This is a genomic window from Paraburkholderia fungorum (assembly GCF_902833645.1).
Classification (GTDB): Bacteria; Pseudomonadota; Gammaproteobacteria; order Burkholderiales; family Burkholderiaceae; genus Paraburkholderia; species Paraburkholderia fungorum.
Genome location: NZ_CADFGE010000021.1, coordinates 64,738 through 86,463, shown reverse-complemented (window position 1 = coordinate 86,463; position 21,726 = coordinate 64,738). Strand labels below are relative to the sequence as shown.

The window sequence follows — 21,726 nt, the reverse complement described above, 5'->3', positions numbered from 1 at the left end:
CACCTGCCATAGTGGACACGCCATGCGACACGCCATTCTCTCGTCCGGTCACGGTGTGCCCCGTTCGACGGACCGCAAGATCGACGACTTCCTGCGCTCGATGAGTGAATACGTACGGGCGACCGTCTACGGCGTCCCGCGCATGATTCACTACACGGCAGGCAACGTCGTTCTCGACGTCGACATGCCGGAGACTGTTGCCGAGCTTGCAGCGCGCATTGAGCGCAGCGTGCCGGCAAAGCACGGTTACCTGCACTACGAGCTCGCGCGTGTCAGGGCCATTCGCAGCGCTTCGCATGCGCTGAACGTGATCGCACGGGACGCACTTCTGCATTATGCGCAAGCGCTCGACAGTGATCTCGAGCGGCTCGAATCGAACAACGGTCGCCTCTGGGTGGATGCCACGCCGCTGTTGCCCTCTACCCCCTGCGACGCTTCAAGTCATGACTAAACACCCTACGTCCAGCCCCCTGTTTCGCAACGCAGATCCCGACGCCCCCCTGAACACAGGTCGCAACGGCGCGCGCCCGGCGGGTCTCCTTCACCAGGCGCTGCACACACTCCCGCGTTCGGCGTGGACCGGCGAATCCGCAGAGCTCGCCGGCGCCTGGCTCGCCTGTCCACGTGTGAGGGCGATCTCGCTGCGTCATGCTTACGTGTACAGCTGCGACGTCGACGACCTCCTCATGAATACCTGGATCATCCTCACGGAGAAACTTATCGGTGGCCTGGATGACCCCGCCAATGTCTACTCGCTCGTCTTCACGACTGCGGAGAACTGCGCGCGCACGCTGCGCAACGCGCAACGCGAGGTTCTGCTGGATGGTGGCGACGACGAAACGGGCGACGCCATGGACCGGATCGCCGATGACGCCAGCATGAACTCGATCGCCGAGGGCAGCGCCGTCGAAATCAACCTTGATCAGGACATTGCAAAACGGGCGCTTGCGGCCAGAATCGAGAGACTGGGCTGGCCACAGGATATACCCCGCAGCGATACAGGTTATCGGCGCGCCGGTCGGCCGATCGGTTCTCGCAATAAAATAGACCCTTATAATGCGCGAAAACCGACTGGCGACTCTTCCATGAAAACGCAGCTTTCTCCTTACCTGACCCGAGGCAAACCACGTAGCACCGACCACGGGCTCGCGCGCGAGATCGAGCGTCAGCTTGACAGCACGAAAGGGCAGGCATCAGCGGAAGTGCGCGAGCTCGAGCCTGTAGCCCGCCAGCTGCTCGACATCCGGCTTGAACTGGGGATGACGAACCGCAGTTTCGCGCAGGCACTCGAGGCCTCAACCTCGGTGGTATCCGCCCTCCTGACGGGCAATGTTTATCGCCACGAGCAGGCCCAGGCACTGCTGGCACGCGCGCAGGCCTTCCGTGCGCAGCTGCTCAAAAAGCGGGATATCGGCTTCCTGATCACGAACGATATGCAGACGATCATGCAGAACTGGCGCAAGCGTCTTCGCATCAAGGACGTGCCGGAGAAAGCCGCGAGGGAGATCGCCGCGCGCTGCTCGGCGATCATGCCTGACGGGCAACGCGTCAGCGAATCGACGATGTATCGCTGGTGGCAGCAGAATCGCAAACCCGTCGATCTCGAGACGCTCGTCCACATCCACCGGTACGTGCTCGAGCTCGAAAAGCGCGCGAAAGCCACAGCCTGAGCGTTGACCGGATGAACCGTGCCATCAGTTTGGCATGGGGGAAATCACCAGGTCATATCGGCACGGCGAAACGAAAGTATCGAGCGTGTCGAGGAGGCGAGTTCGGCGCATATAGGATTTGTCATCAGTCGCCGATCGGCGGGCGGCATTGGGGCTCGGGTAACCTAACGCTTTCCCCGCACCGGAACATACATGCCGATTCTCGAAACTGACGTCTATGTCTCAAGTGCGCCGCGCCTGTTCCAGCGGTTCGTCACTGTGATTGAGGACGGGCACTGGCTGCGCCGTGTGAAGCTCCTGAAGGATCATTCGAAGCGCAACGACTTTCTGCGCGCGCATCATGCGAGCGAGAATGCAATCGCTTTCCAGCTCAATGCGTGCAGCGAACTCTCAAAGAAATATGGACATCTGCGCCCGGAAGACGTCGAGCAGCATGGACTGATGCCGGCGCTCGGCTTCATGACTCAAGTCCTCTCGCTGCAGGACGGTCTGCCGGCGCCGCAGCGCAAAGCGTTGATTGGACGTGTGCGCGGCACGTTGTCGAATCCGGAGGATATGCGCGCGTTCCAGCTTGAAATGATGGTGGCCACCCACTTCGGGCTTCGCGGCAATCGGGTGCGTTGGCCGGAACTTGAGCCTGACCATCCGACGGTTCGGGGCGCAACGTTCGACCTTCTCATTGAGGACATCGGAGAGTCCGGTCTTGAGGTCGAATGCAAGGCGGTCTCGCATGACAAGGGCCGTACGATTCATCGCGCGGGCGCGCTGACTTTCTACGAGGAACTGCGACGCGAACTGGCGCCCCTGTCCGGAGAAATCCGCACCGGTCTCGTGGTAATCGTCACAGTTCCTGATGCGCTCCCCGCAGCCCGGGATGGCCAGCGTGAACTCGCCAGCCGCGTTCACAGCCAGGTTATCGCGGGCAGCTCTGCAACCTTCGACGACGGCGTGCAGGTACGCATCGAGCCGTTCGATATGGCGCGGCTGCGCGACGTGGAAATTCGGCCAGACACGCCTGCTGCGCGCGCAGTGGTCGACAGCGTGACCGGTACCCGCAACCGTGGCGCGCTGGTGATGGGGCGACGTAACGTCGGCGCGATCCTTGTGGTCGTGCAAAGCACGAAGGACGACAGTCTGATGTCTGCCGTCTTTGATACTGCGCGCGTGGCCGCCCGTCGCCAGTTGACTGCGCAGCGGCCGGGCATCGTACTGCTTGGATTCAACGGGATCGAAGCTGACCAACTTGCGAGCATCGCGCAGCAGGATTCCGATCCTTCGCAGCCGCCAACTGCCGCCCGCGTCGCCGTAAGCGAGTTTCTCGGCAGCAGCGGGCGCGCCCATGTGGTCGGTGTCGGGTTCCTGAGTCGGAACGAGCTAACCCGGCGTGCCGATGGCCAGATGGACCATGGAGGCCTCTCCTACTATTTCCACAACGAACCGAGCCCTTTCTGGCGACCAGATTTCAGGGGAATGTTTGGGGTCCTAGACCGTCCTGCTTGACGTTCAGATGCAGCGTTGCGAGCAGCACTTTCGATTCCAGGCCCGGCGGCAGAGTCTGTTGTCTGATCTCGCTGCCGCGCCTATTCAAGGATCCAGTCTGTCTCAGATGTCGCTGGCCGTCAGCTTCCCAAGCAGCGCTTTAGTCTCTTCAAGCACGGCATCCAGTCGTTCATGATGCGCCTTCGCGACTGGACTTCTGATCGTGGTGGACTGCCTCAGCTCCTCGGACTTCAGCAGAGCTTCGGCTATCTTGGTTCGTAACAGGTTCAGTTGAAACTCGGTCATATCCGCCTCCATGAAGAACGGTATTTCCTTCATCCCTGGCGCTCGTTGTGCGGAACAGGGCGCATGAACTGCGCTTGCCGCCAAACAAGCCACTTGCACCTGCATTCGGGCTCGATGACGTAGGTCACCGGCTCGCTGGTAGTCTGCTTGATCGTGTCATCAAGCATAGCTTGCAAAAAAGCCGTCCGCGAGAAATCGTCCAACGCCAGCACGCCAACCAGGAGTAAGCCACCGATCACAATCAAGTGATCGGGAAAACTCGACATCAGGCAGATCAACAACGCGCCGAACAGCACGCCTTCCTTTATCTGATATGTCATCGCGATTCCTTCTTTTGACTCGAGAGCTTGCGTTCTGTCGCGCCACATGCAGCAAATCGCGCGTAACCTGCAGTTGCCGTCAGCTTCCGCAACGTGGTCGCTGTCGACGGACTCATTGGCAGCCTTCTATCCTTTGAGCTCGCGCTGAATCTGGTAGCACACCCCAACCACCTGTACGCCGTCTACCACACCCTGCCTGATCGCCTCGTCCATCTGATCGAAGGTGTACGTGAGCTTCGCGCGGGTGGCCACGTATGCCTTGACGTCCGCGGTACGGCACATCACGAGACTGCCCGGGGTATCGTCGTACGTGCCGATCTCGCGATGCGCGAGTTGTCCCGTTGAAATTCCGGTCCACAACATCGAGCGCACCGCTTTACCGAGCGTGCGGGGTGAGGCAAGAGGCTTGCCCCCGCCCTCGGGCGGAGGTGTGCCATCTATGCCCTCATTCCCTGCGATCGGCTCACGGTCCTCCGCGTGGTCATCGTCCGAAAGAGGCACGTCCGGTGTTGGGGCAATGACCCCTTCGCCCTGCCCGGTTTCCTCCTCATCCCAAGGGTATGCCTCTGTCTCGCTGGTCGCCGCGGTGCCGGGCTCCTCGTCCCATGGCGTCCCGCTACCGGATGCCGGATGTTCATCGTTAGCCGCGGGCTCCTCATCCCAAGGCGTTTCCGCGTCCACGCCGGGATGCTCTGGCTGCGCGCCCCCATCGGCCGCAGAGGCTGCTGGCGAATTGCCGGTAGCCTCCTTTGCACGCCTTATGGCTTCCTGCGCCTCGAACGCAGCTCCGAGTGCATCAAATGCCCCCGACGCTGCACCATCTGTTTGCTTTCCGGGTCCGCCAGCGCTCGCGTCCTCCTGCAACTGTTCGCCCAACGCGAGATCCGCGAGCGTCGTGCGGGTCACGGACCCGCCGGCGCCAGACTTGCGCACACCTCCCATTCCCAGCCGGGATTTGCCGATCACGGGCACCTTGTCGAAGTCGGCCAGCTGCCCGAGTGCGGGAAACAGCGCGTCAGGCAGAATGACGATCACGGAGCCCAGTCGGAACGCCGGCGCGCCGCGCTCTTCCTCCCGCTTCGGAACCTTGTGTTCCCGGTCAGCCCAGTAGCTTTTCGGACTGAAGAACTGGACGTTGTAGAGGGCCGTCGTCGGACTGCGCTCACGGTCCGTGTACAGCAGGCCGCGATCGTTCAGCAGCATGAGCACCTTTTTTGAAACCGCCGACACGTCGTTTCTCAGTTCCTGGATCGTGTTCGTTACCCCCGCCTCGGCGCTGACCGCGTCAACGAAATCCTTCTCCACCAGGTAGACGAGATTCGCTCCACTAGCCGGGTCACGATACTTGAAGCCGATATTGCCCGATCCGGTACGGCCGTTGATCGTGCCAACACGCGTGAGGACAGCTTCCACGGCCTTCCACAGATCCTTTCCCTCGACCGTCTCCACGAACTGACTCTCGCCACCCAGTTCGCTCGTCGCAGCGGCCTCGGCGAGTCCAGACTCGCGCTTTGACGACAAAACGTCAGCGCGAATCAGCAGCTCGAGCATCGCGTGATTCCGATCGGAGAGAACTTCAAATCCATCGACTGTCGGCATGTCCTGTGGATGATGATAGTGACCGACCACAAGCGACAGCGTGTCGCGATCTGCATCGGGCAGGTCCCAGAACTCAGGCATCCGCGCGAGGATCCGCGAGCCTGTCAAGTCGTGGTCGCGCCGGCAGCCCGTCAGGTTGCCGCCCTGGTCGTACTCGTAGCATTCGATCTTGCCGATATCGTGTGCGAGTCCCACGATCGCGATCAGCGGATCTTCACTATCGAACTGGTATCCCGACTCCTTGAGCTTGAGCGAAATCTTGAAGTCCGGGAGCTTGATCGTGCCGTTATACGTGTGCGCGGGCGCAAGCCTCACCATATACCAGCAAACCAGCAGACTGTGCACCAGCAGATTTCGTCCACCGTGGCCGCCTGGCACGTGTGTCGCGGGCAGTGCGCGGTGCTGCGCCAGCATGCGTTCGAGGGCCGACATGAGCCTGCCGTGCTCAGGCGCACTTACATCAAAGCGTGCGTGCCACTGCCGCATAAAGTCCGTCGACCCATCCGCCCGGATCTCGCGAACGTCCGCGATGTCCTGCTCCGAGAGTCCATTTTCGGCGCGTGGAAGATCTCCTAGATGGATTGGGATCGGACCAATGGTCACGCTCACGCCTCGTTCGCTTCGGCCTCTCAACGCCAGTTGAACCTGCCGCCGATCGAACCAGATGGAATAAGCCGTAATGGTTACGCCCGCGATGGTGCCGGCCATCGTAGCCACGATGGTGGCAAGGGAGTACTCCCATCCCATCGCCGCGCGATGCAGCACAATATCCCGCAGGCTCCACCCTCCGTGCCAGAGCGTAAGAATGCTCCACCAGAACACGGCGAGGAACGCTGTCGCCCTGATGATGGGTTGCTGACGCGCAATCACGACTGGTCCATCCAGAGAAAGTACTTGCACCCGGGGAACGCTGTGCATCCAGCATAGGGTCGCCCACTCCTGGGCGCCGACCGTAGCGTGAGCGTGCCCTCGCGGCACCCCGGACAAGTCGAGCCGATCGGCCCGCCTGTCGTCTGGCCAGCACTTGCCGCGGATGAGTTCGCGGCGATCGCGACCGCACTCGCTGCGGAGGGCGCCTCCGCACACGCTGCCTCAGCGCGGGTTGGTTGGGGTGACGGCGAAACGGGCACGGTCAACCGCTCCACCTCCGCGCGCGTGGCCGTCCCCCCTACATTTTCGGTTCTCACTCCCGGTTTCCCGTTGTCGTTCGGAAGCGTGCCGTTGCAGTCGGGGTAGGCGCTGCAGCCCCAGAAAAAACCCTTCTGCCCCTTACGACGCGTCAACGGTTTGCCGCACTTCGGACAGGGTATCGTGACGCCGGCCGACGTTGCCGACCGGGCTCCAGCGGAAGCCTCACGCGATGCACCCGGCTTGCCGTTGTCGTCGGGTAACGTTGTCTTGCAGTCCGGATAGCCTGTGCAACTCCAGAAAGGCCCGCGGGGACCTTTGCGTTGCGCCATCGGCTTGCCACACTTCGAACACCCAATCGTGATGTCGGACGGAATCGTGTGAGAAGTGCCCGACGAAGCGGCGCGGGCGGCGCCCGGCTTGCCGTTGTCGTCAGGCAATGCTGCCTTGCAGCCGGGATAGCCGGTACAACCCCAGAAAAGCCCATTGGGGCCTTTACGGCGAATCATCGGCTTGCCGCATGCTGAACACGTTGCCGCCGGCGGCATCTGCAAGCCGCGCGAAACGATATCGAGGGTGAGGCTCTTGATGCCGTCGAGGAAATCAGAACCCTTTCCCTGACCAACCTCGATCGACTTTAGTTTGGCTTCCCAGTCGCCAGTGAGCTCCGGAGATAGCAGCAGCTCGGCCTTCAATCTGATGAGCAGCTCTTTCAATTTGAACGCTTTGGCTGTTGGCATCAGAATGCGCTTTTCGCGCGTCATGTATTCTTCACCCAACAGCTTTTCGATTGTCGCTGCGCGCGTGGCTGGCGTACCCAACCCTTTCTCAGCCATCGCCGCGCGCAGCTGTTCATCCGACACTTCCTTGCCCGCATGCTCCATTGCCGAAAGGAGCGTCGCTTCGTTAAACCGGTCTGGCGGTTTGGTCTCGCCCTTGACGACCTTCATCGATGCGGTCTTGCCGCTCTCGCCGGCGGCAAGTGCCGGCAATTTCGCAGTCGTTTCGCCGGCGCTCACGTCCTTGGACTTCTGCTCGGGGGCGGCCTGATAGACTGCCTGCCATCCCGGTGCAACCAGCACGCGGCCGCGTGCAACAAAACGGTCCGTGCCGATCCAGGCTGTGCGCACAGTTACTGCGTACTCTGCGTCGGGATGAAACACCGCAAGCAGGCGTCGCGCGACAAGATCGTAGATTTTCCCTTCGTCGGCGGTAAGGCTCTGTGGTGTGGCACCCGTCGGGACGATTGCAAAGTGATCAGAAATCTTGCTGTTGTCGAATACCCGTTTCGTTGGCTTGATCCAACCGTTATCAAGCACCCTTCTCGCGGCTTCCGCGTATCCCTGCGTTGCAAGCGCTTCAATCGTGCGCGTAACGGTCGGCACGTAATCTTCCGGCAACGCCTTCGCGTCGGTACGCGGATAGGTCAGCACCTTGTGCGTCTGGTAAAGTGCCTGGGCAATTTTCAGCGTGTTGTTTGCCGACATCCCGAAGCGCTGGTTCGCTTCACGCTGCAATGTCGTCAGATCAAAGAGCGCCGGTGCAGCTGAGCGGCTCGGCGTCGTGGTCTCGTCAATACGATCCGGATCCTTACCCTTGCAGCGTGCCGCGACCGCATCGGCTTCAGCGCGGTCCCATATCCGCTCCGCCGGCTCCCTCGGACGAACCTTGTCGACCGGACACTGCCAGATCGCGTCGTAAGCTCCAGCCGTCAAACTAATTGAAGTGTGCACCTCAAAGTATTGCCGCGCGATGAACGACCGGATGGCCTCCTCGCGGGCCACCACGATCATCAGGGTCGGAGTTTGAACACGCCCCGCAGTCGTCATGTCGCCGAAAATAACGGAGCAGATGCGCGTCACATTGATGCCGACAAGCCAGTCCGCTTCGCCGCGCTTTCTGGCCGCGTCAGCCAACGGGCGCATCTCTGCATCGCTTCGCAGGTGCTGCCGGTAGGCGTCACGGATCGACTGTAGCGTCATCGACTGCAACCACATGCGCTTGATTGTCTTGGTGGTGCGCGCGTACTCGGCGATCAGCCGGAAAATTTCCTCCCCTTCCCGACCAGCATCGCATGCATTGATCAGGACGTTTACGTCCTTACGGCTCATCAGGTCGACCAGCTTTCTGAGCTGGGCCTGAGTCTTCGGCAAGGCCTCCAGCTCGAACTTCTCAGGAATCACCGGCAAGAGGTTCGCTATTGCCGGCGGTGCGGCCAACTGGACCAGATGCCCCACGGCGTTGGAGATCACCAGTTGATCATTTTCCCAGTGCCCGGCACCGGCTATCGGCGGCACGTTGAGTGCCTTCGCGATGTCCTTTGCTACCGACGGCTTTTCGGCAATGATGAGCGCCTTCATGACTTACTCCCCGAGGATCATCTTGCGATGCTCGGGATCCTCGCGGCACAATTTTTGATGCTCCGGCGACAGTGATGCCCAGAGCGGATGGCTTTCGAGATCGACCGTCGCCGTGTCCGCCTCGATCCTGTTTTTGGTCTCAGGTCCACCGCTTGCTGCGGTCGCTGCAGCTTGTGCCCCTGATCCGTTCGCTGGCCGCTCGGCGCGTTTCGCTCCGCGCTTGAAGCGCTGATGCATGTCGATCATCCATGCCGGGTACTTGTCCGCAGGGCCGCCGATATAGACGATGTCGATTGCGGTGGGCAGTGCCGGCTCCTGGATCTGTATGAACGGCACGCGTCGCACCTTCGGCTTTCCGTCAATAAGTTCGCCGCCGATCTCGACCGGTTTGACCCGGTATTTACCGTCGGCGTAAATCATGTCGCCTGGCTTGATGTATGACGCGACCGTTTCCGCGAGCTTGCCGTAGTATTTAACCGGTATGACGTTTTCCTCGTCCGCATCCTGCCGCAGCAGGATCGTACAGGCACCTGATTGCACAACGGCGCCGTCGGGATCCACTTCCGTCTTGCGCACACTTATCCCGACCACCATCCCTGCAATCTTGACCTGATTGCATGCATTGCTGGCACGGTATCCACTGCCGTACGGCCGAAATTCCCTGTCTTCCGGCGCGCGATCGGGAACTGCCTTTTCAAAAGCACTCTTGTTGGGAAGCTCCAGCACGTTCGGCCGCTCGAACGAGCGTGCGTATACACGCAGACCAGGCTCTCCGTCATCTTCCTTATGCGGCTGGACCTGACAGATCATCTTGATCGCTTCACGCACCTTGAAGGGTCTCGGCAGGCGAATTCCCGGCGGTACCGCGACCGGCACAAGGAGATTCAGGTTGTTGGTCAACTGCAGCCAGATCGTGCTGCCTTCGATCGAATGTATATGGCCGGTGAGATAGACGACGTTTTTGAACCCGCGGTAGTACTGGTGTTTCGCGGGCACCGAGCGCGCCGCAACGGACAGCAGGGTGATCGACTTTTCGGACATGGAAAGCTCCCATTTGAGGAAGTCCCATCCTAGTTTAAAATCTTCGCAAGAAATAATTTTGGCCTGGCGAGGCTGGCTGCTGGCTTGGCATCACGAGTTCGGCTGCCGGTCCGAACCCTGAGGGGATTCTGAAAATATTTGAGCGATTTTCATAAATTGGGTATATAAGTAGCCGGCCCATATCTTTCCTACCGTCCAGAAGGACATTTTTGAACATGGATCATCCATACCTCGAGCAGCAGCGTCAGCTCATCGTGCAGGTAAAAACCTTGATGGGGCGACGCAACATCGACGCCAGGCAGCTCTCGGAAATACTTGGACTGTCGTATTCGCACGTCGTCGGCATTCTCGCTGGTGACCGATGGCTTGGTGGAGGCAACAAGGAGAATGTGCAAAAGTTCGCTACTTTCCTGAACGTCCCTGTTCTTCAGGTTTATGTATGGTGCGGCGTACTTTCGCCTGAGGACTGTGTCGTCACACATGGCCTCAAGGAACAACTCGCACTGGCGCTACGCAAGATGGAGCTCGATCCCGCTGTGGGCATTCTTGCGCCTCGCCAGGAGGACTGGGATGAAACGCCGGTGAATGTTCAGCTTGCGTTCATGATGATGTACGAGACGTATTCGAAGCAGACCCTTCTGGAACACGCACAGATGGAACTACCTGACGATGCGTTTAACAAACCCTTACCGAAGGCGGAATAGTTCGGCTTTCCACCAGGTATCTGAACTGCCCGCCTCGTTGTCCCGTCATGCGCCAGGCGATGTAGGTTGCTCTCGCCGAACCAGACTGGCCAACCCGAAGTAACTCATCTCCAGGGGTGCCTTGGGGCTGTCCGACCGAGGCGCAGAGCCGAGCGCCCAATATAGGAAGCCGGTTAGATCCCATTCCCCAGATGAATGATGGTTTTCATCGCGTTCTGCGTGGGCGCCTGACAGGCTTTCCGCATACGTGATGTAAAAGCCGTGGATGCAAATGCTGCGAGTTGAAAGCATTGCACCCATGCCGCCCTCGCTAAAGCCACCTTCTCCCTCACAGTCCCTTACATCGCTGCGCGATGTGCTCGCCTACAACGTCCGCGCATGTCGTGTGGTAATAGGCCTGTCGCAGGAACAACTTGGGTTCTCCGCCAATCTCGACCGGACATTCATCAGTCAGGTCGAGCGCGCCCGCATCAATGTCTCAATCGACAATATCGAGAAGCTCGCTACGGCCTTGGGCGTCAGTGCTTCAGCTTTGCTCGAACGTCCGGCGTCTACCCGTCGCTAATCGGGCGCGTCGACGTGCAGCTTTTCGGAAATCACTCGTTGGAAGCACCCGTGTGCCCCACCCCTGATACTGCCTGAAGGCGGGACGTCCTCGCCGCCGGACGGGCTCGGGGGCTGGCATGGAACAACGATGCCAGCCCCATGCCCTTGAGCGTCTGTGGGCGGGTGAGCGCGTCAATGGTCCGCTTCGCCGGACGTGCCGCCCGCCATTGACCCGCTCACCCGCCCATAAGCGAGGATGTAATGCCTGCTCGAACGGGAGGAATAGACCGGCGCTCACGCGTTGCATGGAAATAGGTAGTCCGAATTAATAAATTCGTTTTGAAGATAAAAAAATGCCGCGTCTCCGGAGAGTACGCGGCAATTGGGTTGCGGTAGCGCAGCTTTCGCCTATGCTCCGGATATCGCGGCTTCGAGCGCTGCTGGCGTGACTGCCATCAGGGTCAACCTGCGACACATCTCCTCGTAGTCGGGATCGACTGGCAAGCTTTTCAGTCCCCGGCCCTGCAGGTCGTGAAATGCGTCGTAAGCGCTATCTTTGTGGGTTATCTGGACGCCCTCTGCATTCCGGGAAACCACTACGACTCCGGAGTCGGCACCGATACGGTAGAAGATACCGTGGAATTCACTGATCGACGGGCCAACATCTTCTGCTGGCTCGAAGAAACAGTAATACCGTTGCAATGCGAGTGACCATCGCGTATCCGCCGGCGCCTCTATCACGCAGGTTCGCATAAGCGTGCTACCTGACACCGGAAACCCCTTCACCTCGAGTGCCCGACAACGTTCGGCCAGCTCCAGCGCATCGCGCCTGCTCTCTGATGGGTCGCTGTGTGAGTAATGCTCGATCTGCTTGCCCTTCCAGTACACGTACCCTTGTTGATCGCGCGTCATATTTTCTATGCCGTGAAACCAATGAGGTGTGCTCGCATACACGCCCGACGCAACCGAGCTGAAAAGCGTCTCAAAAGCCTGCTTGCCGTCTTCGTTCAGGAAGTCATTGACCGCCATCTCGACGAGTTTGAGATCCCTGGGTTCGAGCGTGTCGCCGTCGCGTGTTTGCCGAAGGATTTCGATTGCCTTGTCTGCAACCGTTAGCTGTGCGCTTTCCATATTTCAATCTCCTGGGAGTAAGTCCGCGGCCGCGGACGATGAACTGAGCAAAGGAGATGTCACGACGAAAAAAAACCGCGCGTCCGGAGTGGATCGCGCGGGTTGTGGATTGCGGGTGACTAGGTCTCGTTTTTCTCCGCCTCATCGGTCAGGTCGGACCATTCCCTCGCGAGACGTGCGATCGCCTCGTCTGGCTCGTCGACGACCTCGCCGCTTTCGATTTGAATCAGCACGTGCCCCTCGCCAGGAATTGCTCCCGGGTCGTACTCCATTCGAAACCCGGCAGATTTCAGCACCTCCGCGATTTCCTCGCGACGATCTTCCGTGCTGTCGGGCGAATTGGTCCTGTTGGCCAACGCGCGGTCCGCCAGGACCGCCGAGCTTCGCACGAAATGATGCGCGTCGTTTAAGAGCGCATATCGGGCCTGCGCACTGCAGCGCGTGAATAGCAGATCCGCGACCTTTGCGCGTGCGCCCCAATCCAGGTCGAGCAGGTGTGTCGCTGTGACTTCCAGCAGCGAAGCCAGCCAGCGTATTTCTTCCTCACGCAAGGCATACAGTTGCTCAACGAGCTCCGCCGGCATGCTGCCTTTTGTCGGATAGCGTTCGCTCAACTCCCGGGACGACAGCACCACGTGAGCGCCAATACCGAACTCGACAGAGTCAGCCACGCGATGGTGCTTCGCCGGATCGATGACGAACTGCCTGTCGCTTTTCAGAAGTTGTCTGTATTCCACAGCCGGCACGAGCCACTTGCTTCTCGACAGCACATCATCGCGAACGCCGTCGAGACTCGCGATCACGCCGATCATCCCGCTGGGTACGTTCGCGGACCATGCCCCGAACGCCGCAATGACAATCCATGTACCGCCTGCCTGCACGTCGTTTTCGCTTTCCATGATTTGAAATCTCCTTGTGTGAGCCCGTGTTAGTGGGCGATGAACTGAGCACAAGGAATGTCGTGGCGAAGAAAATGTTATTTCTTGAAAAGCACGCCTGGTTTTTTCATTTGGATGACCGGCTTACAAGGAGCGCTGCTACAGGGGCCCGTTGATTGCTAACTCGGTATTCAGCGCAAGTAACAGGCGCTAATCTCCGGGCATTTTGAGACTCTCGCTTTCTGCATTATTCTTGAGACCCGCCTCTACCGTAGCGACAAGGAATGCCACCTCTGGTGATCGATCCAGCTGTCCAGAAGCTCCGAGAGCTTGCCGCCTCGACCGCGTGGCTTAGCCTTGCCGCCCGAAGCGCGCAAGAGACCGCCTCGAGGGTCTACGCCAAGTGTCCGCCGCCGCAGCGTACCCTCGAAGGTCTCGATGCGGCGAATTACCTGGAGGCGATCATACCTCTGACTCAAGCGGACATTCTTGAGCAGCACAGCGGCTATGGGCCCGTCCGATGGCTTTGGTACTTGCGACGAGCGCCTGATATCCTGTTTGAAGGGGACTACCGGACCACGCTCGGCTATGACCGACTATTGGCGGAGACGCTCTCTTCGAAACTCACGGCAACCGATGCTAGTGAAGTGCGGGAGCGTGTGGCGTTTCGGGTCGATGAAGCGGCTTTTCGACACCTCGTCCGATATATCGGGCGCGTAAAGCTTTTGTCGCAGCTACACATTCTGTACAGACGCGTCGGCAAAGGTGCCGCGCTCGACGCAAGTCGTCCCGTCCTCGTAGCCGATAACAGCGAGGCTATCGAGCGCGCGATCCATATCTATGACCTCCGCCACGACCGCTCGCACGAGTTCATAGGGGCTGGTCTGGGCTTGGTCTCCGTTGACCCCCACTTCGAGCAGTTCGTTGAAGAAACCGAAGCTGGGGTGCCCGTGGCATTGCTGACGATGGGATGCACGCCCAGCTTCCCTGCTCCTGTGACCTTTCCAGACGGCGCAGGCGGACTCACCGTCACCACGGTGCAGGTTCGCCACGTAATGAAGAAACTAAGCGTGGCTCGAATCTTGAGGCCGCTGGGCGACGAAGGGGGCATACCGGACTACTTGTCCGACGTCTCAGCGCTAATCCAACTGCTGACGTTGGTACCGGCGATCTGTGTGCACGTGCCATGGGCACTGAGTTCCATCACCCAGCAGGGTTATGTTTTCGTTGGTGAGGACCGACTGCGCGACATCGTCAATCACCACCTGCCGGAAGTTGTCGAGCAGATGGCACTGCGGACACCAGGTTTCACATGGCCCGCAGACTTCGTTCAGTGGCGCGAGGCCCTGCTCGCTGTCACGGCCTCGGTGTGGCCTCTGTCGAGTGGCAACGTCCTGCGGCGCTTCCGCGACAACATTCTCATCGACACTACCGGCGCCTCGCAGGCGCTCTTGCATCGACTCGAACTGGCTCGCGCACCGTTGATCGGGAATCTAAGGGCGCGGGAGTTTGAGCTGCAATGCCAGGATCTGATCGACGGTACTTCTTGGGCACCGCCGCCTGGGGTGAAAGCCCTTCGTGGACGGCCGCTCCGCCGAGGTGGCAGGATGGTGACTGACATCGATGCCATTGGCGTCAGGGAGCGGACACTGCTGGTTGTGTCGTGCAAGAGCATCATTTATGACCGCGACTATGACCAGGGTGTGTTCCGAGTCGTCCGGAACACTCAAGCGACCATTGACGATGCGGTTGTCACATGGGAGCGAATCGTCGCCGAATTCCGGCAGCATTCGACTGGCGAGAACTTCGACTTCTCCCAGTTTGACGAGATTCTCGGGGTGGTGTGCACCCCCTTCCCCGCGTACTCAAACGACGACCGAACTCTAGCCTTTGTAAAGCCGAACCTGCGAGCAAATTCGTCGATGCTCGAGCTCCGGGATTGGCTCGTTGGCAACCATGATCCCCAAACCTGAGTATTTCCAATGGCCGCGAGTTACAGCCCTTCGCTTGACGGTGATCGGCACCGCCACCCGAAGGAGCCGTTCGCGGCTTTAAACCGCCCACCTGAAATCCGACATTCGGCCCGCGCATGAGGGGGAGCAGCGGCTTCCGCTGCATAGCCATCGCGCATTCCGCTGTAAGTCGCGAACGATGCAGATCTACGAGGCCATTGCATCAGGTGGCGAGGATGCAGTGACATTCGCTTCCGGACCATTCCCCCATGTAATCACGTCGGCAATTCGCTTTCTGAACTCGTCTGTAAAAGTCATCAATCCGCGTGGAAGGCCATAGCGGCGCACCTCCTTGACTCTGGGCGACATTTCGTCCCAGCTTTCCACGATCGGTTGGAAGTATTGCAGAACGATTGGGTTGGAGAGGAGGCCCTTGAGCATCAAGCGATTGTCAAACATATGGTTCTCCGTTTTGGCCATCGACCAATATAGAGTGGCCGAAAAGGCAGCCTTTGTGCAAAGCAAAACAAGTTGCCTTCGATCAATGTCGTGATCTGTCGCACTCCTGGCCATGCTCCCGTCCAGGCTTTCGAAGATCTGAGGTACGATGAATTCCAGTCGAATCAACGGATTTGGATGAGAACCTTCGATGACCGCAGTCGGAAGAATCGGTTGATTTCCGTTGAAGCGGAAGAAGACCAACGAGACGCCGCACACCATCAGATAAATCAAGCCGGAGAGAACTTCGGTTCGCTCCTTCTCGTCGACGAAGTCAGGGTCGATGACGTGTCGAAGTAGTTCAATGACGTAGAAGTTCGTTGCCTCGAAGTCGGCTGCAAGTTCCGTGACATGGGAGACCAGCGCTTCTCGGCCAACGACGTGTTTGTCTTTTGAGGCTTCCAAATCGTAAACGTCAGACGTCTGCTTGGCGTCGCCATCACTTGGCCCGAACTCGTCGCGGATGACGCCATGCTCCTGCATGAGATGGCCTATCTCGTGGAAATACACCCACGTGATTGCAGCGACAAACATGTTCTTGACGTGGCCCTCGTCGTTGAAGCACGTCGGGAGTTTCACCCGATCATCGTAGAAGTCATAGAGCTTGTCGACGTCAGTGCCTTCGGGAATGCTTCGCAAGAACTTACAAAACTCCTCGGCATCACGCCACACCTGTCGCACAAACTCGTAGTACACCGTGATGCCGTGCTTCGGTGGCTTGTCGATTTCGCCTGGCGAGGACGCGAAGGCGCCAAAAATCTTTTCCCCGCGCCAGTTAATCGACAACTCTCCGCCCAATTTGGCGTATATCCCGTCACTCAGCTCATGAGTGATGGTACCCAAAACCTCACCCGCCAATTGATAGATCTCAATATCCTCCATCGCGCGCCTCCCCATCGCGTCGTTTGCCCGCTTTGGGCACGCCGGAGCACTTTACTCGACAACATCGGTTTGTCAAAAATTGACATACAGGGCCCCTAGCGACGCGGTGTCCGTCTCCAGTTAGTACAGGCCCGAGATGCAGCCGGGGCCGACGCACAGGGAGCGCGCCGCGTCTACCGAAACACGGCAAGTGACTACCCGAAAGCAGTCGCGAGCGACCGATTGCTTCTGGCCGGCTTCGGTCACATGCTTTCGGCATCGAGCTCAACAGATTCGCCGGCGGCGAACATCTCTTTCGACACCAAACCGAACGGCATTGTCGAAAAATTTGTCCGGGCTCGTATATCCGCTGGAAATCGGGTGACAACAAATTCGAGAAACGACAGAAAAGTCGTGCGTCTGCGTTTTTTGTGGCAACGCATATCCCGACGCCATGTATATGATTGCGCTCACGCTCGCCGGACGAATCTGTCGGGCAAAGCGGGACGGCTGGCGACCGGAGCGCTTCTACGGAGAAAAACATGCTTGAAGATATAATGTGGCTGTTCATCAACCTTGTACTTCCAGTGACGGCACCCATTTTGGGTATGTGGCTGGAAATCGTGTCCGCCCGCAATATCCGGGACGACGCCGAGAGGTTGGAGGCGCTCAGGAGGCGGCGGATTGTCATGCTGTTCAAGGACGGCCAGCTGGGATGGGTCGGCCTGCTGATGTGCTTTGCGGCGGTCTCGGACATGCTCGACGGGATTCGCAAACATGGACTTCCCGTCTGGGCGCCTCTTGTTGTCGTTGCCCTGCTTGGACTTGTATATACAAGTGGGTATTTTGCAACGAAAGGGGCCGTGGACACGGCTGAGGCACTGGATGACTTCGCGTGGAGGCGGTTCCCCGAGGACTATCCGAGCGCGTTTTACACTATAATTTTCACGTTGATTTCGGCAGTACTATTTGCTGGCACCCATTTTTGGGCTAAATAAGGGACAGAACATGACTACCATCGCACATCGCCTTTTTCCTCGCGCGCATGGCAAGGAAGCCATCGTCGCACTGTCCGCCGTGATCGCAGGCGGCATCGGATCTGTCGCGGCTCTCGCGACCGTGGTGCTGATCATTCTCGGCCATTGAACCAGCTGCATGCGACCCCACGGGGTTGCCAAACGAGTTGTACCGAAGCCGCCCCCTAGACCGGGGCGGCTTTTGTTTTTGCAAAGCGGCCCGTCACACGGCATTCACGTGATTTCAGCGCAGATCGCTGGGGAGCCAGGCCCAAGCGGGAAGAGACGGGCGAAAAACCGGAAACCTCCGACTGAGCACCGCAACGCATTAAACATCGATGAACTGGTGCTGCGGCATCCATTGTCAATCGCGCAACGCGGTCAGATCTGCGAGGCCGCGTTCGGCCCAGTCGACGAATGCCTGAACGTCGGCGCAGAGCCCGTCCAGTTCGTCTGCCTGGACGGTTGACTTCATCGATCGCAGCACCATCAACCATGCCTTCCCGGTCTTGACGAAACCGTCCAGCAGCGAACGCCGGTTCTGCATGAAATGGATCTTGAACTCGTCATGCAACGGAATCTTCATGTCCGTGGCGTTCTGCCACATCTCCATCGATACGCGCATGAAGCCGGGGTCGAATTCGACGGCTATTTTCTCGTCGGCCACCTCGGTTACCTCCCGGAACGAAGCATGGGTGCGATCGTCTCCAGCTCAGGATCGCCTTGCGGATCATAGCGACGTACCTCCGTAAAGCCGAGGTCGAGCAGAAAGGCCCGCACGCTGTTCTCCGTTTCGTGGGGCAGGAACCCGCGCAATCCGCTGCCGCCTTCACGCTGCCAGAAGTCGATGACTGGACGACCGTCGAACTGGCGGCCGAAGCGAAACAGGCTGTCCGGCACGACTTTCTTTCCAGCTTCGTCATTCATTGCCAGCATCCAGCCGTTTTCGAATTCCCGATACACCATCATCCCAATTCCCCGGACTGTTGCTACATTTCCCTGGCCGTTCGCTGGGCCATCGCTGACTGATTCTGACTTCATGGCCCCGAGCGGGACATCATCAAAACAAGGCGGCGACCGGGCTTTCCCCACCTCTTGCGGTTCGATGACCGGCTGATCGTACGCGGCGCGGTCGACGGCGGTGCGTCTTGTCGGCCAGCATCGATCGCACGCGATTCAGCCGCCGATCCAGATCCGACCATTCAGGTTGTGCCAGCGTACCGGTACCGACCAGCACAGGGAGCGCTGTTTCAAGTTCGTTCAGGAGCATGGAAAGTCTTGCGAATGATCCCACTCGCCGCACATCCGGATTCATCAACGCTACCTCCTGTCGGGCGGATGACACGCGGTTACTTTAGCATAGCGCGATGACGTCATTCGCCATCGAAATCGAGCTGCAGCCCAGGCTGGATTGACGACGACGCACGTCGAATTTGTTCCGTGGCGCGTTTGCCGCTCGCTGGCGGCGGCACGGGCAAAATGACGTCACGGTGAAAGACCACGTCCGGGCTGATACGCACCAGGCCGTTGACTTTGTCCCGCTCAGCGTCCGGGGACTGTTGCATGGGGTACCTCGCAATTACTTGTGTGATGCTCATGGTTCGCCGAGCATCGTCCCGCGACACGAGCGCGATCCACAGCGGCACGCATACTGTTCTTCGACGTGGTCGGTTCGAACGTCGTCGATCGCCAGCGCATAGCTGATGAACAGTTCCTCTCCTGCGGCGATATCGATGGCTGCTTCGATGAACACGCGGCCCTCAATTTCGAATGCAGTGCAGTTAGCATCGCACGCGTGATTAAGCCATCTCGCGCTGTTGCCACCTCGCCCACCGTCGATAACGCGCCCATCGGTCAATCCGAACAGGAAGGTATGCCCTGTGCTCACCTGTCGATATCGGTTTGCAGCCCGGCGCCAGCTGATCACTTCGCCTTTGTATTCGAACACCCGTTCGCCAGCAACCAGCGAACGCAGCGCAAATACACCTCTTCCATGCACCGGCGATCGCCGGACGCTTACCCGTTTCATATGCGCTTGATGACTATTCAGACGGGCGAAGTATACGCGGGCAACAACGTCGGCCGAATTCGTCTCTCAGGTTTTTCGCGGCCGCTCGATCGGCATGTCGAAAAAGCGGTTGCAACCCGTGCAGCGGAACAGGCGTCGCCCGAGCATCAGTGCGGATTGCGTGCGCGTTCGTTTGAACCCGTGTGGTCTGGCCGGCGCTTCCGTCAGGCAATGCGGACATGGAAGTACTGGCCACGGCACCTTCAAACCGAGCCTGACGCGCTGTTCGTACCGCCCCGATGGGTCGAGCTCGAGCAGCCAGACGCGAAATCGTCCAACCCAAGCCTTTATAACTTCGGGCGACGTGCCAAACTCGGCCGCCGCGTGCGTGAGCGGTCGGTGTTGTGAGAGCCAGGGCAGAAACGCAAACAGCATGTCCTTTCGCAACATATTCGCCATGGGCGTGCGTGTTGCGCGGGTAAAGCACCGAGTGCACCCGCGACAATGAAAACTCGGCAAGGCCGCTGACGCACGCGGCCGACTCGACAGGCGCGTATCGATGCCAGCGCAGTGCGGACAGTGCGGTGGATCTGTGCTGTCGGAAAAAACCCGGTTGATTTCGGCCGTGAGAAAAACCGTGAGGTGCCGGTCTTCTGCGTGACGGCGGGGCAGCGGGCTGTTTGCGCGCAGCGGCTGGCTGAAGTCGAAACGCCCAGCATGAGGAGCAGGCACGGCCGGGATCTCGACAGGCTGAACGGTGGATTTCGGTGGAACGCTGAGCACAGCATGCTCGGCACTTGCCAGCTCCGGCGCATCGTGCCCGGCCCGCTTTCGACGTGCGACCGCCGTCAGCGCGAGATCCTTCACGACACGCACGGTAATTTCCGCGCCCTCGGCGTCGCGAGCCATTGACCAGCCCCGTTTGCAGTGAGGGCACAGTGCGCGGCGGCGTCCATCTACGCCAAAGCCGCCGTTGAAGAGTTGACCATGAAAATCGCAATGCGGGCACGTTCCTTCCGGTCGGTACTTCACGCCGAGCAGCACCCGTGAAGCCCATCGGGCGTCTGGGTCGTCCTGCGCGATCAACTCGCGAAACCGCATCAGCCAGTTCGACAGCGCCGTATAGTCGACGCGAAGACGCCGGCTGGCCTCCTCAAGCGGAATCGGCTGACCGAGGAGCCGTACGAATGCGGGCACCTTTGCCGCAAAGCGCAACCGTGCGAGTGGCGTGCCGGTCAGGCGGCTATAGATGCGCCGGCAGTCGTTGCATCGGAAAAACGGCAGCGCGTGATGGCTATTCGGGCGGTTCTGCAGTTGCGTATTCCGTCCATCGCAGTGTGGACACGCAGGGACCGGCCTGTCCTCCCGGGAATGCAGGTCAGCCCATAGCTTCATCACATGCCGCGTCAGCTCGGGATCTTCCGCGTCGCCGTAATCGCGCCCCGGACTATGTGTGAGCGGATGCGTCGAGTCGAATTCCAGTACAGGTGCGGGCGTGGGCATTGTCCGCTCGTCGGAAATACCCGAGTTGCGCTGGTGTTCCTCGTGTCTGCAGCCTTGTCGTATGCTCGTTTTTTCGCGTGCATATTTTTTTCGCGCGCCGTTTCATCAATCGTGAAGCGGATCCATCGACCGTGCCAGGCACCGTCACGTTGCCGCGGACAGTGTGTTGTGTCGTGTGACGTTCAACGTGACAGTGCTCCGTGCAGGGTCGGAAGCAGACTCAGGCCGCCAGGTCGGGCGGCAACTTTCCGCCATTCGCCGCCAGTGCCTGCATCACCTGCCTGTGCAACCACACGTTCATGCTTGCCGAGTCGTTCACGTCGCCGTCGTACTTGAGCTCCTGGGCGAGCTGCTTGCGATGCTCGAGGCTGCTGTCGACGCCGAGCGCCTTCATCGTGTCGACGATCGATGTGCGCCAGTTCAGTGTCTGACCGCTTTCGGCGACGAACTGGTCCATCACGGCCGCGACGTCGACGTCGGTCAGCGGTGCGGGCGCCGGTGCAGCATCCGGCGCGGCGGCCTGCGCCGCGGCCGGATCTGGCGTTGCTTCGGCTGCAGGCGCCGGTTGATCCGGCTTTGCCTTGCCGAACAGCTTGTTGACGATGTCACCGAAGATACTCATTCAGAATTCCTCCCAACAGGTTGGTCATTTACGGAGGCACCGTACTGCTCGCGGTACGGTGCTCGCCGTATGCTACGCGATGTGTGTGTCGCCGCCGTCGCAAC

Annotated in this window: 22 protein-coding genes and 1 pseudogene; 8 read left to right on the top strand and 15 right to left on the bottom strand. The window is 59.6% G+C overall.

All coding sequences use genetic code 11. The features are described 5' to 3' along the window. Nucleotides 1-22 precede the first annotated feature (22 nt). The 3 genes from HWX91_RS39880 to HWX91_RS39870 all read left to right on the top strand — a co-directional run bounded on the left by HWX91_RS39880 (nt 23) and on the right by HWX91_RS39870 (nt 3,170). Nucleotides 23-451, top strand: coding sequence for a hypothetical protein (locus HWX91_RS39880; RefSeq protein ID WP_028199924.1), 429 nt, complete (start codon nt 23-25; stop codon nt 449-451). A gap of 235 nt (nt 452-686) precedes the next feature. Continuing rightward, nucleotides 687-1,670 (top strand): hypothetical protein, encoded by a 984-nt coding sequence (locus tag HWX91_RS39875; protein ID WP_127837878.1) that lies wholly within the window; start codon nt 687-689, stop codon nt 1,668-1,670. A 192-nt stretch (nt 1,671-1,862) separates the two neighbouring features. Then, nucleotides 1,863-3,170, top strand: a complete 1,308-nt coding sequence (locus HWX91_RS39870; protein WP_028199926.1) for a hypothetical protein — start codon at nt 1,863-1,865, stop codon at nt 3,168-3,170. Nucleotides 3,171-3,272: 102 nt separating this feature from the next. Here the strand turns inward: HWX91_RS39870 and HWX91_RS39865 are convergent, their stop codons facing one another. The 5 genes from HWX91_RS39865 to HWX91_RS39845 form a co-directional block, all read right to left on the bottom strand. Continuing rightward, nucleotides 3,273-3,488 (bottom strand): hypothetical protein, encoded by a 216-nt coding sequence (locus tag HWX91_RS39865; RefSeq protein ID WP_028199927.1) that lies wholly within the window; start codon nt 3,486-3,488, stop codon nt 3,273-3,275. Further along, nucleotides 3,485-3,823 (bottom strand): hypothetical protein, encoded by a 339-nt coding sequence (locus HWX91_RS39860; RefSeq protein ID WP_045707038.1) that lies wholly within the window; start codon nt 3,821-3,823, stop codon nt 3,485-3,487. Before HWX91_RS39860 ends, HWX91_RS39865 begins: the two co-directional genes overlap by 4 nt. A 78-nt stretch (nt 3,824-3,901) precedes the next feature. Beyond that, nucleotides 3,902-6,244, bottom strand: coding sequence for a hypothetical protein (locus tag HWX91_RS39855; RefSeq protein ID WP_028199929.1), 2,343 nt, complete (start codon nt 6,242-6,244; stop codon nt 3,902-3,904). Then, entirely contained in the window at nt 6,241-8,862 is a 2,622-nt protein-coding gene (locus HWX91_RS39850; protein ID WP_052660825.1) for a DNA topoisomerase, read from the bottom strand. Before HWX91_RS39850 ends, HWX91_RS39855 begins: the two co-directional genes overlap by 4 nt. Nucleotides 8,863-8,865: 3 nt before the next feature. After that, on the bottom strand, nt 8,866-9,903 hold the full coding sequence (locus HWX91_RS39845) for a single stranded DNA-binding domain-containing protein (RefSeq protein ID WP_028199930.1): 1,038 nt from the start codon (nt 9,901-9,903) through the stop codon (nt 8,866-8,868). 215 nt (nt 9,904-10,118) lie between these two features. Between HWX91_RS39845 and HWX91_RS39840 the strand changes: the two genes are divergently transcribed. Beyond that, complete coding sequence (locus tag HWX91_RS39840; RefSeq protein ID WP_028199931.1) at nt 10,119-10,607, top strand: helix-turn-helix domain-containing protein; 489 nt, start codon at nt 10,119-10,121, stop codon at nt 10,605-10,607. Between the two features lie 271 nt (nt 10,608-10,878). After that, nucleotides 10,879-11,172 carry a helix-turn-helix domain-containing protein gene (locus HWX91_RS39835; RefSeq protein ID WP_235429555.1) on the top strand — a complete coding sequence of 98 codons (294 nt, stop codon included), beginning with the start codon at nt 10,879-10,881 and terminating at the stop codon, nt 11,170-11,172. 389 nt (nt 11,173-11,561) lie between these two features. Here the strand turns inward: HWX91_RS39835 and HWX91_RS39830 are convergent, their stop codons facing one another. Together HWX91_RS39830 and HWX91_RS39825 are read right to left on the bottom strand one after the other, a co-directional pair. Continuing rightward, entirely contained in the window at nt 11,562-12,284 is a 723-nt protein-coding gene (locus HWX91_RS39830; RefSeq protein ID WP_028199932.1) for a hypothetical protein, read from the bottom strand. A gap of 119 nt (nt 12,285-12,403) precedes the next feature. Beyond that, a complete protein-coding gene (locus HWX91_RS39825) occupies nt 12,404-13,096 on the bottom strand; it encodes a hypothetical protein (protein WP_127837877.1) in 693 nt (230 codons plus the stop codon). Between the two features lie 362 nt (nt 13,097-13,458). On the opposite strand from HWX91_RS39825, the gene HWX91_RS39820 reads away from it, so the two are divergent. Further along, nucleotides 13,459-15,135 (top strand): hypothetical protein, encoded by a 1,677-nt coding sequence (locus HWX91_RS39820; protein WP_102857303.1) that lies wholly within the window; start codon nt 13,459-13,461, stop codon nt 15,133-15,135. 186 nt (nt 15,136-15,321) lie between these two features. On the opposite strand, the gene HWX91_RS39815 is transcribed toward HWX91_RS39820, so the two are convergent. After that, nucleotides 15,322-16,494 (bottom strand): hypothetical protein, encoded by a 1,173-nt coding sequence (locus HWX91_RS39815; protein ID WP_028199935.1) that lies wholly within the window; start codon nt 16,492-16,494, stop codon nt 15,322-15,324. A gap of 521 nt (nt 16,495-17,015) precedes the next feature. Between HWX91_RS39815 and HWX91_RS39810 the strand changes: the two genes are divergently transcribed. Both HWX91_RS39810 and HWX91_RS39805 read left to right on the top strand, forming a co-directional pair. Then, nucleotides 17,016-17,471, top strand: a complete 456-nt coding sequence (locus HWX91_RS39810; RefSeq protein WP_028199937.1) for a hypothetical protein — start codon at nt 17,016-17,018, stop codon at nt 17,469-17,471. 10 nt (nt 17,472-17,481) lie between these two features. Beyond that, the gene (locus HWX91_RS39805) at nt 17,482-17,619 is read left to right on the top strand and encodes a hypothetical protein (RefSeq protein ID WP_156034550.1); all 138 of its coding nucleotides are present in this window, start codon (nt 17,482-17,484) and stop codon (nt 17,617-17,619) included. Nucleotides 17,620-17,853: 234 nt separating this feature from the next. On the opposite strand, the gene HWX91_RS39800 is transcribed toward HWX91_RS39805, so the two are convergent. From HWX91_RS39800 to HWX91_RS39775, 7 genes and pseudogenes are all read right to left on the bottom strand, one after another. Beyond that, entirely contained in the window at nt 17,854-18,156 is a 303-nt protein-coding gene (locus tag HWX91_RS39800) for a hypothetical protein (protein ID WP_028199938.1), read from the bottom strand. 5 nt (nt 18,157-18,161) lie between these two features. Further along, the gene (locus HWX91_RS39795) at nt 18,162-18,530 is read right to left on the bottom strand and encodes a hypothetical protein (protein ID WP_127837876.1); all 369 of its coding nucleotides are present in this window, start codon (nt 18,528-18,530) and stop codon (nt 18,162-18,164) included. A 332-nt stretch (nt 18,531-18,862) separates the two neighbouring features. Then, a complete protein-coding gene (locus HWX91_RS39790) occupies nt 18,863-19,054 on the bottom strand; it encodes a hypothetical protein (RefSeq protein WP_028199940.1) in 192 nt (63 codons plus the stop codon). Nucleotides 19,055-19,083: 29 nt separating this feature from the next. Next, nucleotides 19,084-19,518 carry an SET domain-containing protein gene (locus HWX91_RS39785; RefSeq protein ID WP_028199941.1) on the bottom strand — a complete coding sequence of 145 codons (435 nt, stop codon included), beginning with the start codon at nt 19,516-19,518 and terminating at the stop codon, nt 19,084-19,086. A gap of 66 nt (nt 19,519-19,584) precedes the next feature. Further along, nucleotides 19,585-20,406 carry a DUF746 domain-containing protein gene (locus HWX91_RS41020; protein ID WP_235429554.1) on the bottom strand — a complete coding sequence of 274 codons (822 nt, stop codon included), beginning with the start codon at nt 20,404-20,406 and terminating at the stop codon, nt 19,585-19,587. Nucleotides 20,407-20,535: 129 nt separating this feature from the next. Further along, nucleotides 20,536-20,892: pseudogene (locus HWX91_RS41450) on the bottom strand (DUF746 domain-containing protein); the annotation flags it as partial. A gap of 328 nt (nt 20,893-21,220) precedes the next feature. Continuing rightward, entirely contained in the window at nt 21,221-21,622 is a 402-nt protein-coding gene (locus tag HWX91_RS39775; RefSeq protein ID WP_028199942.1) for a DUF3597 domain-containing protein, read from the bottom strand. Between the last annotated feature and the right edge of the window lie 104 nt (nt 21,623-21,726).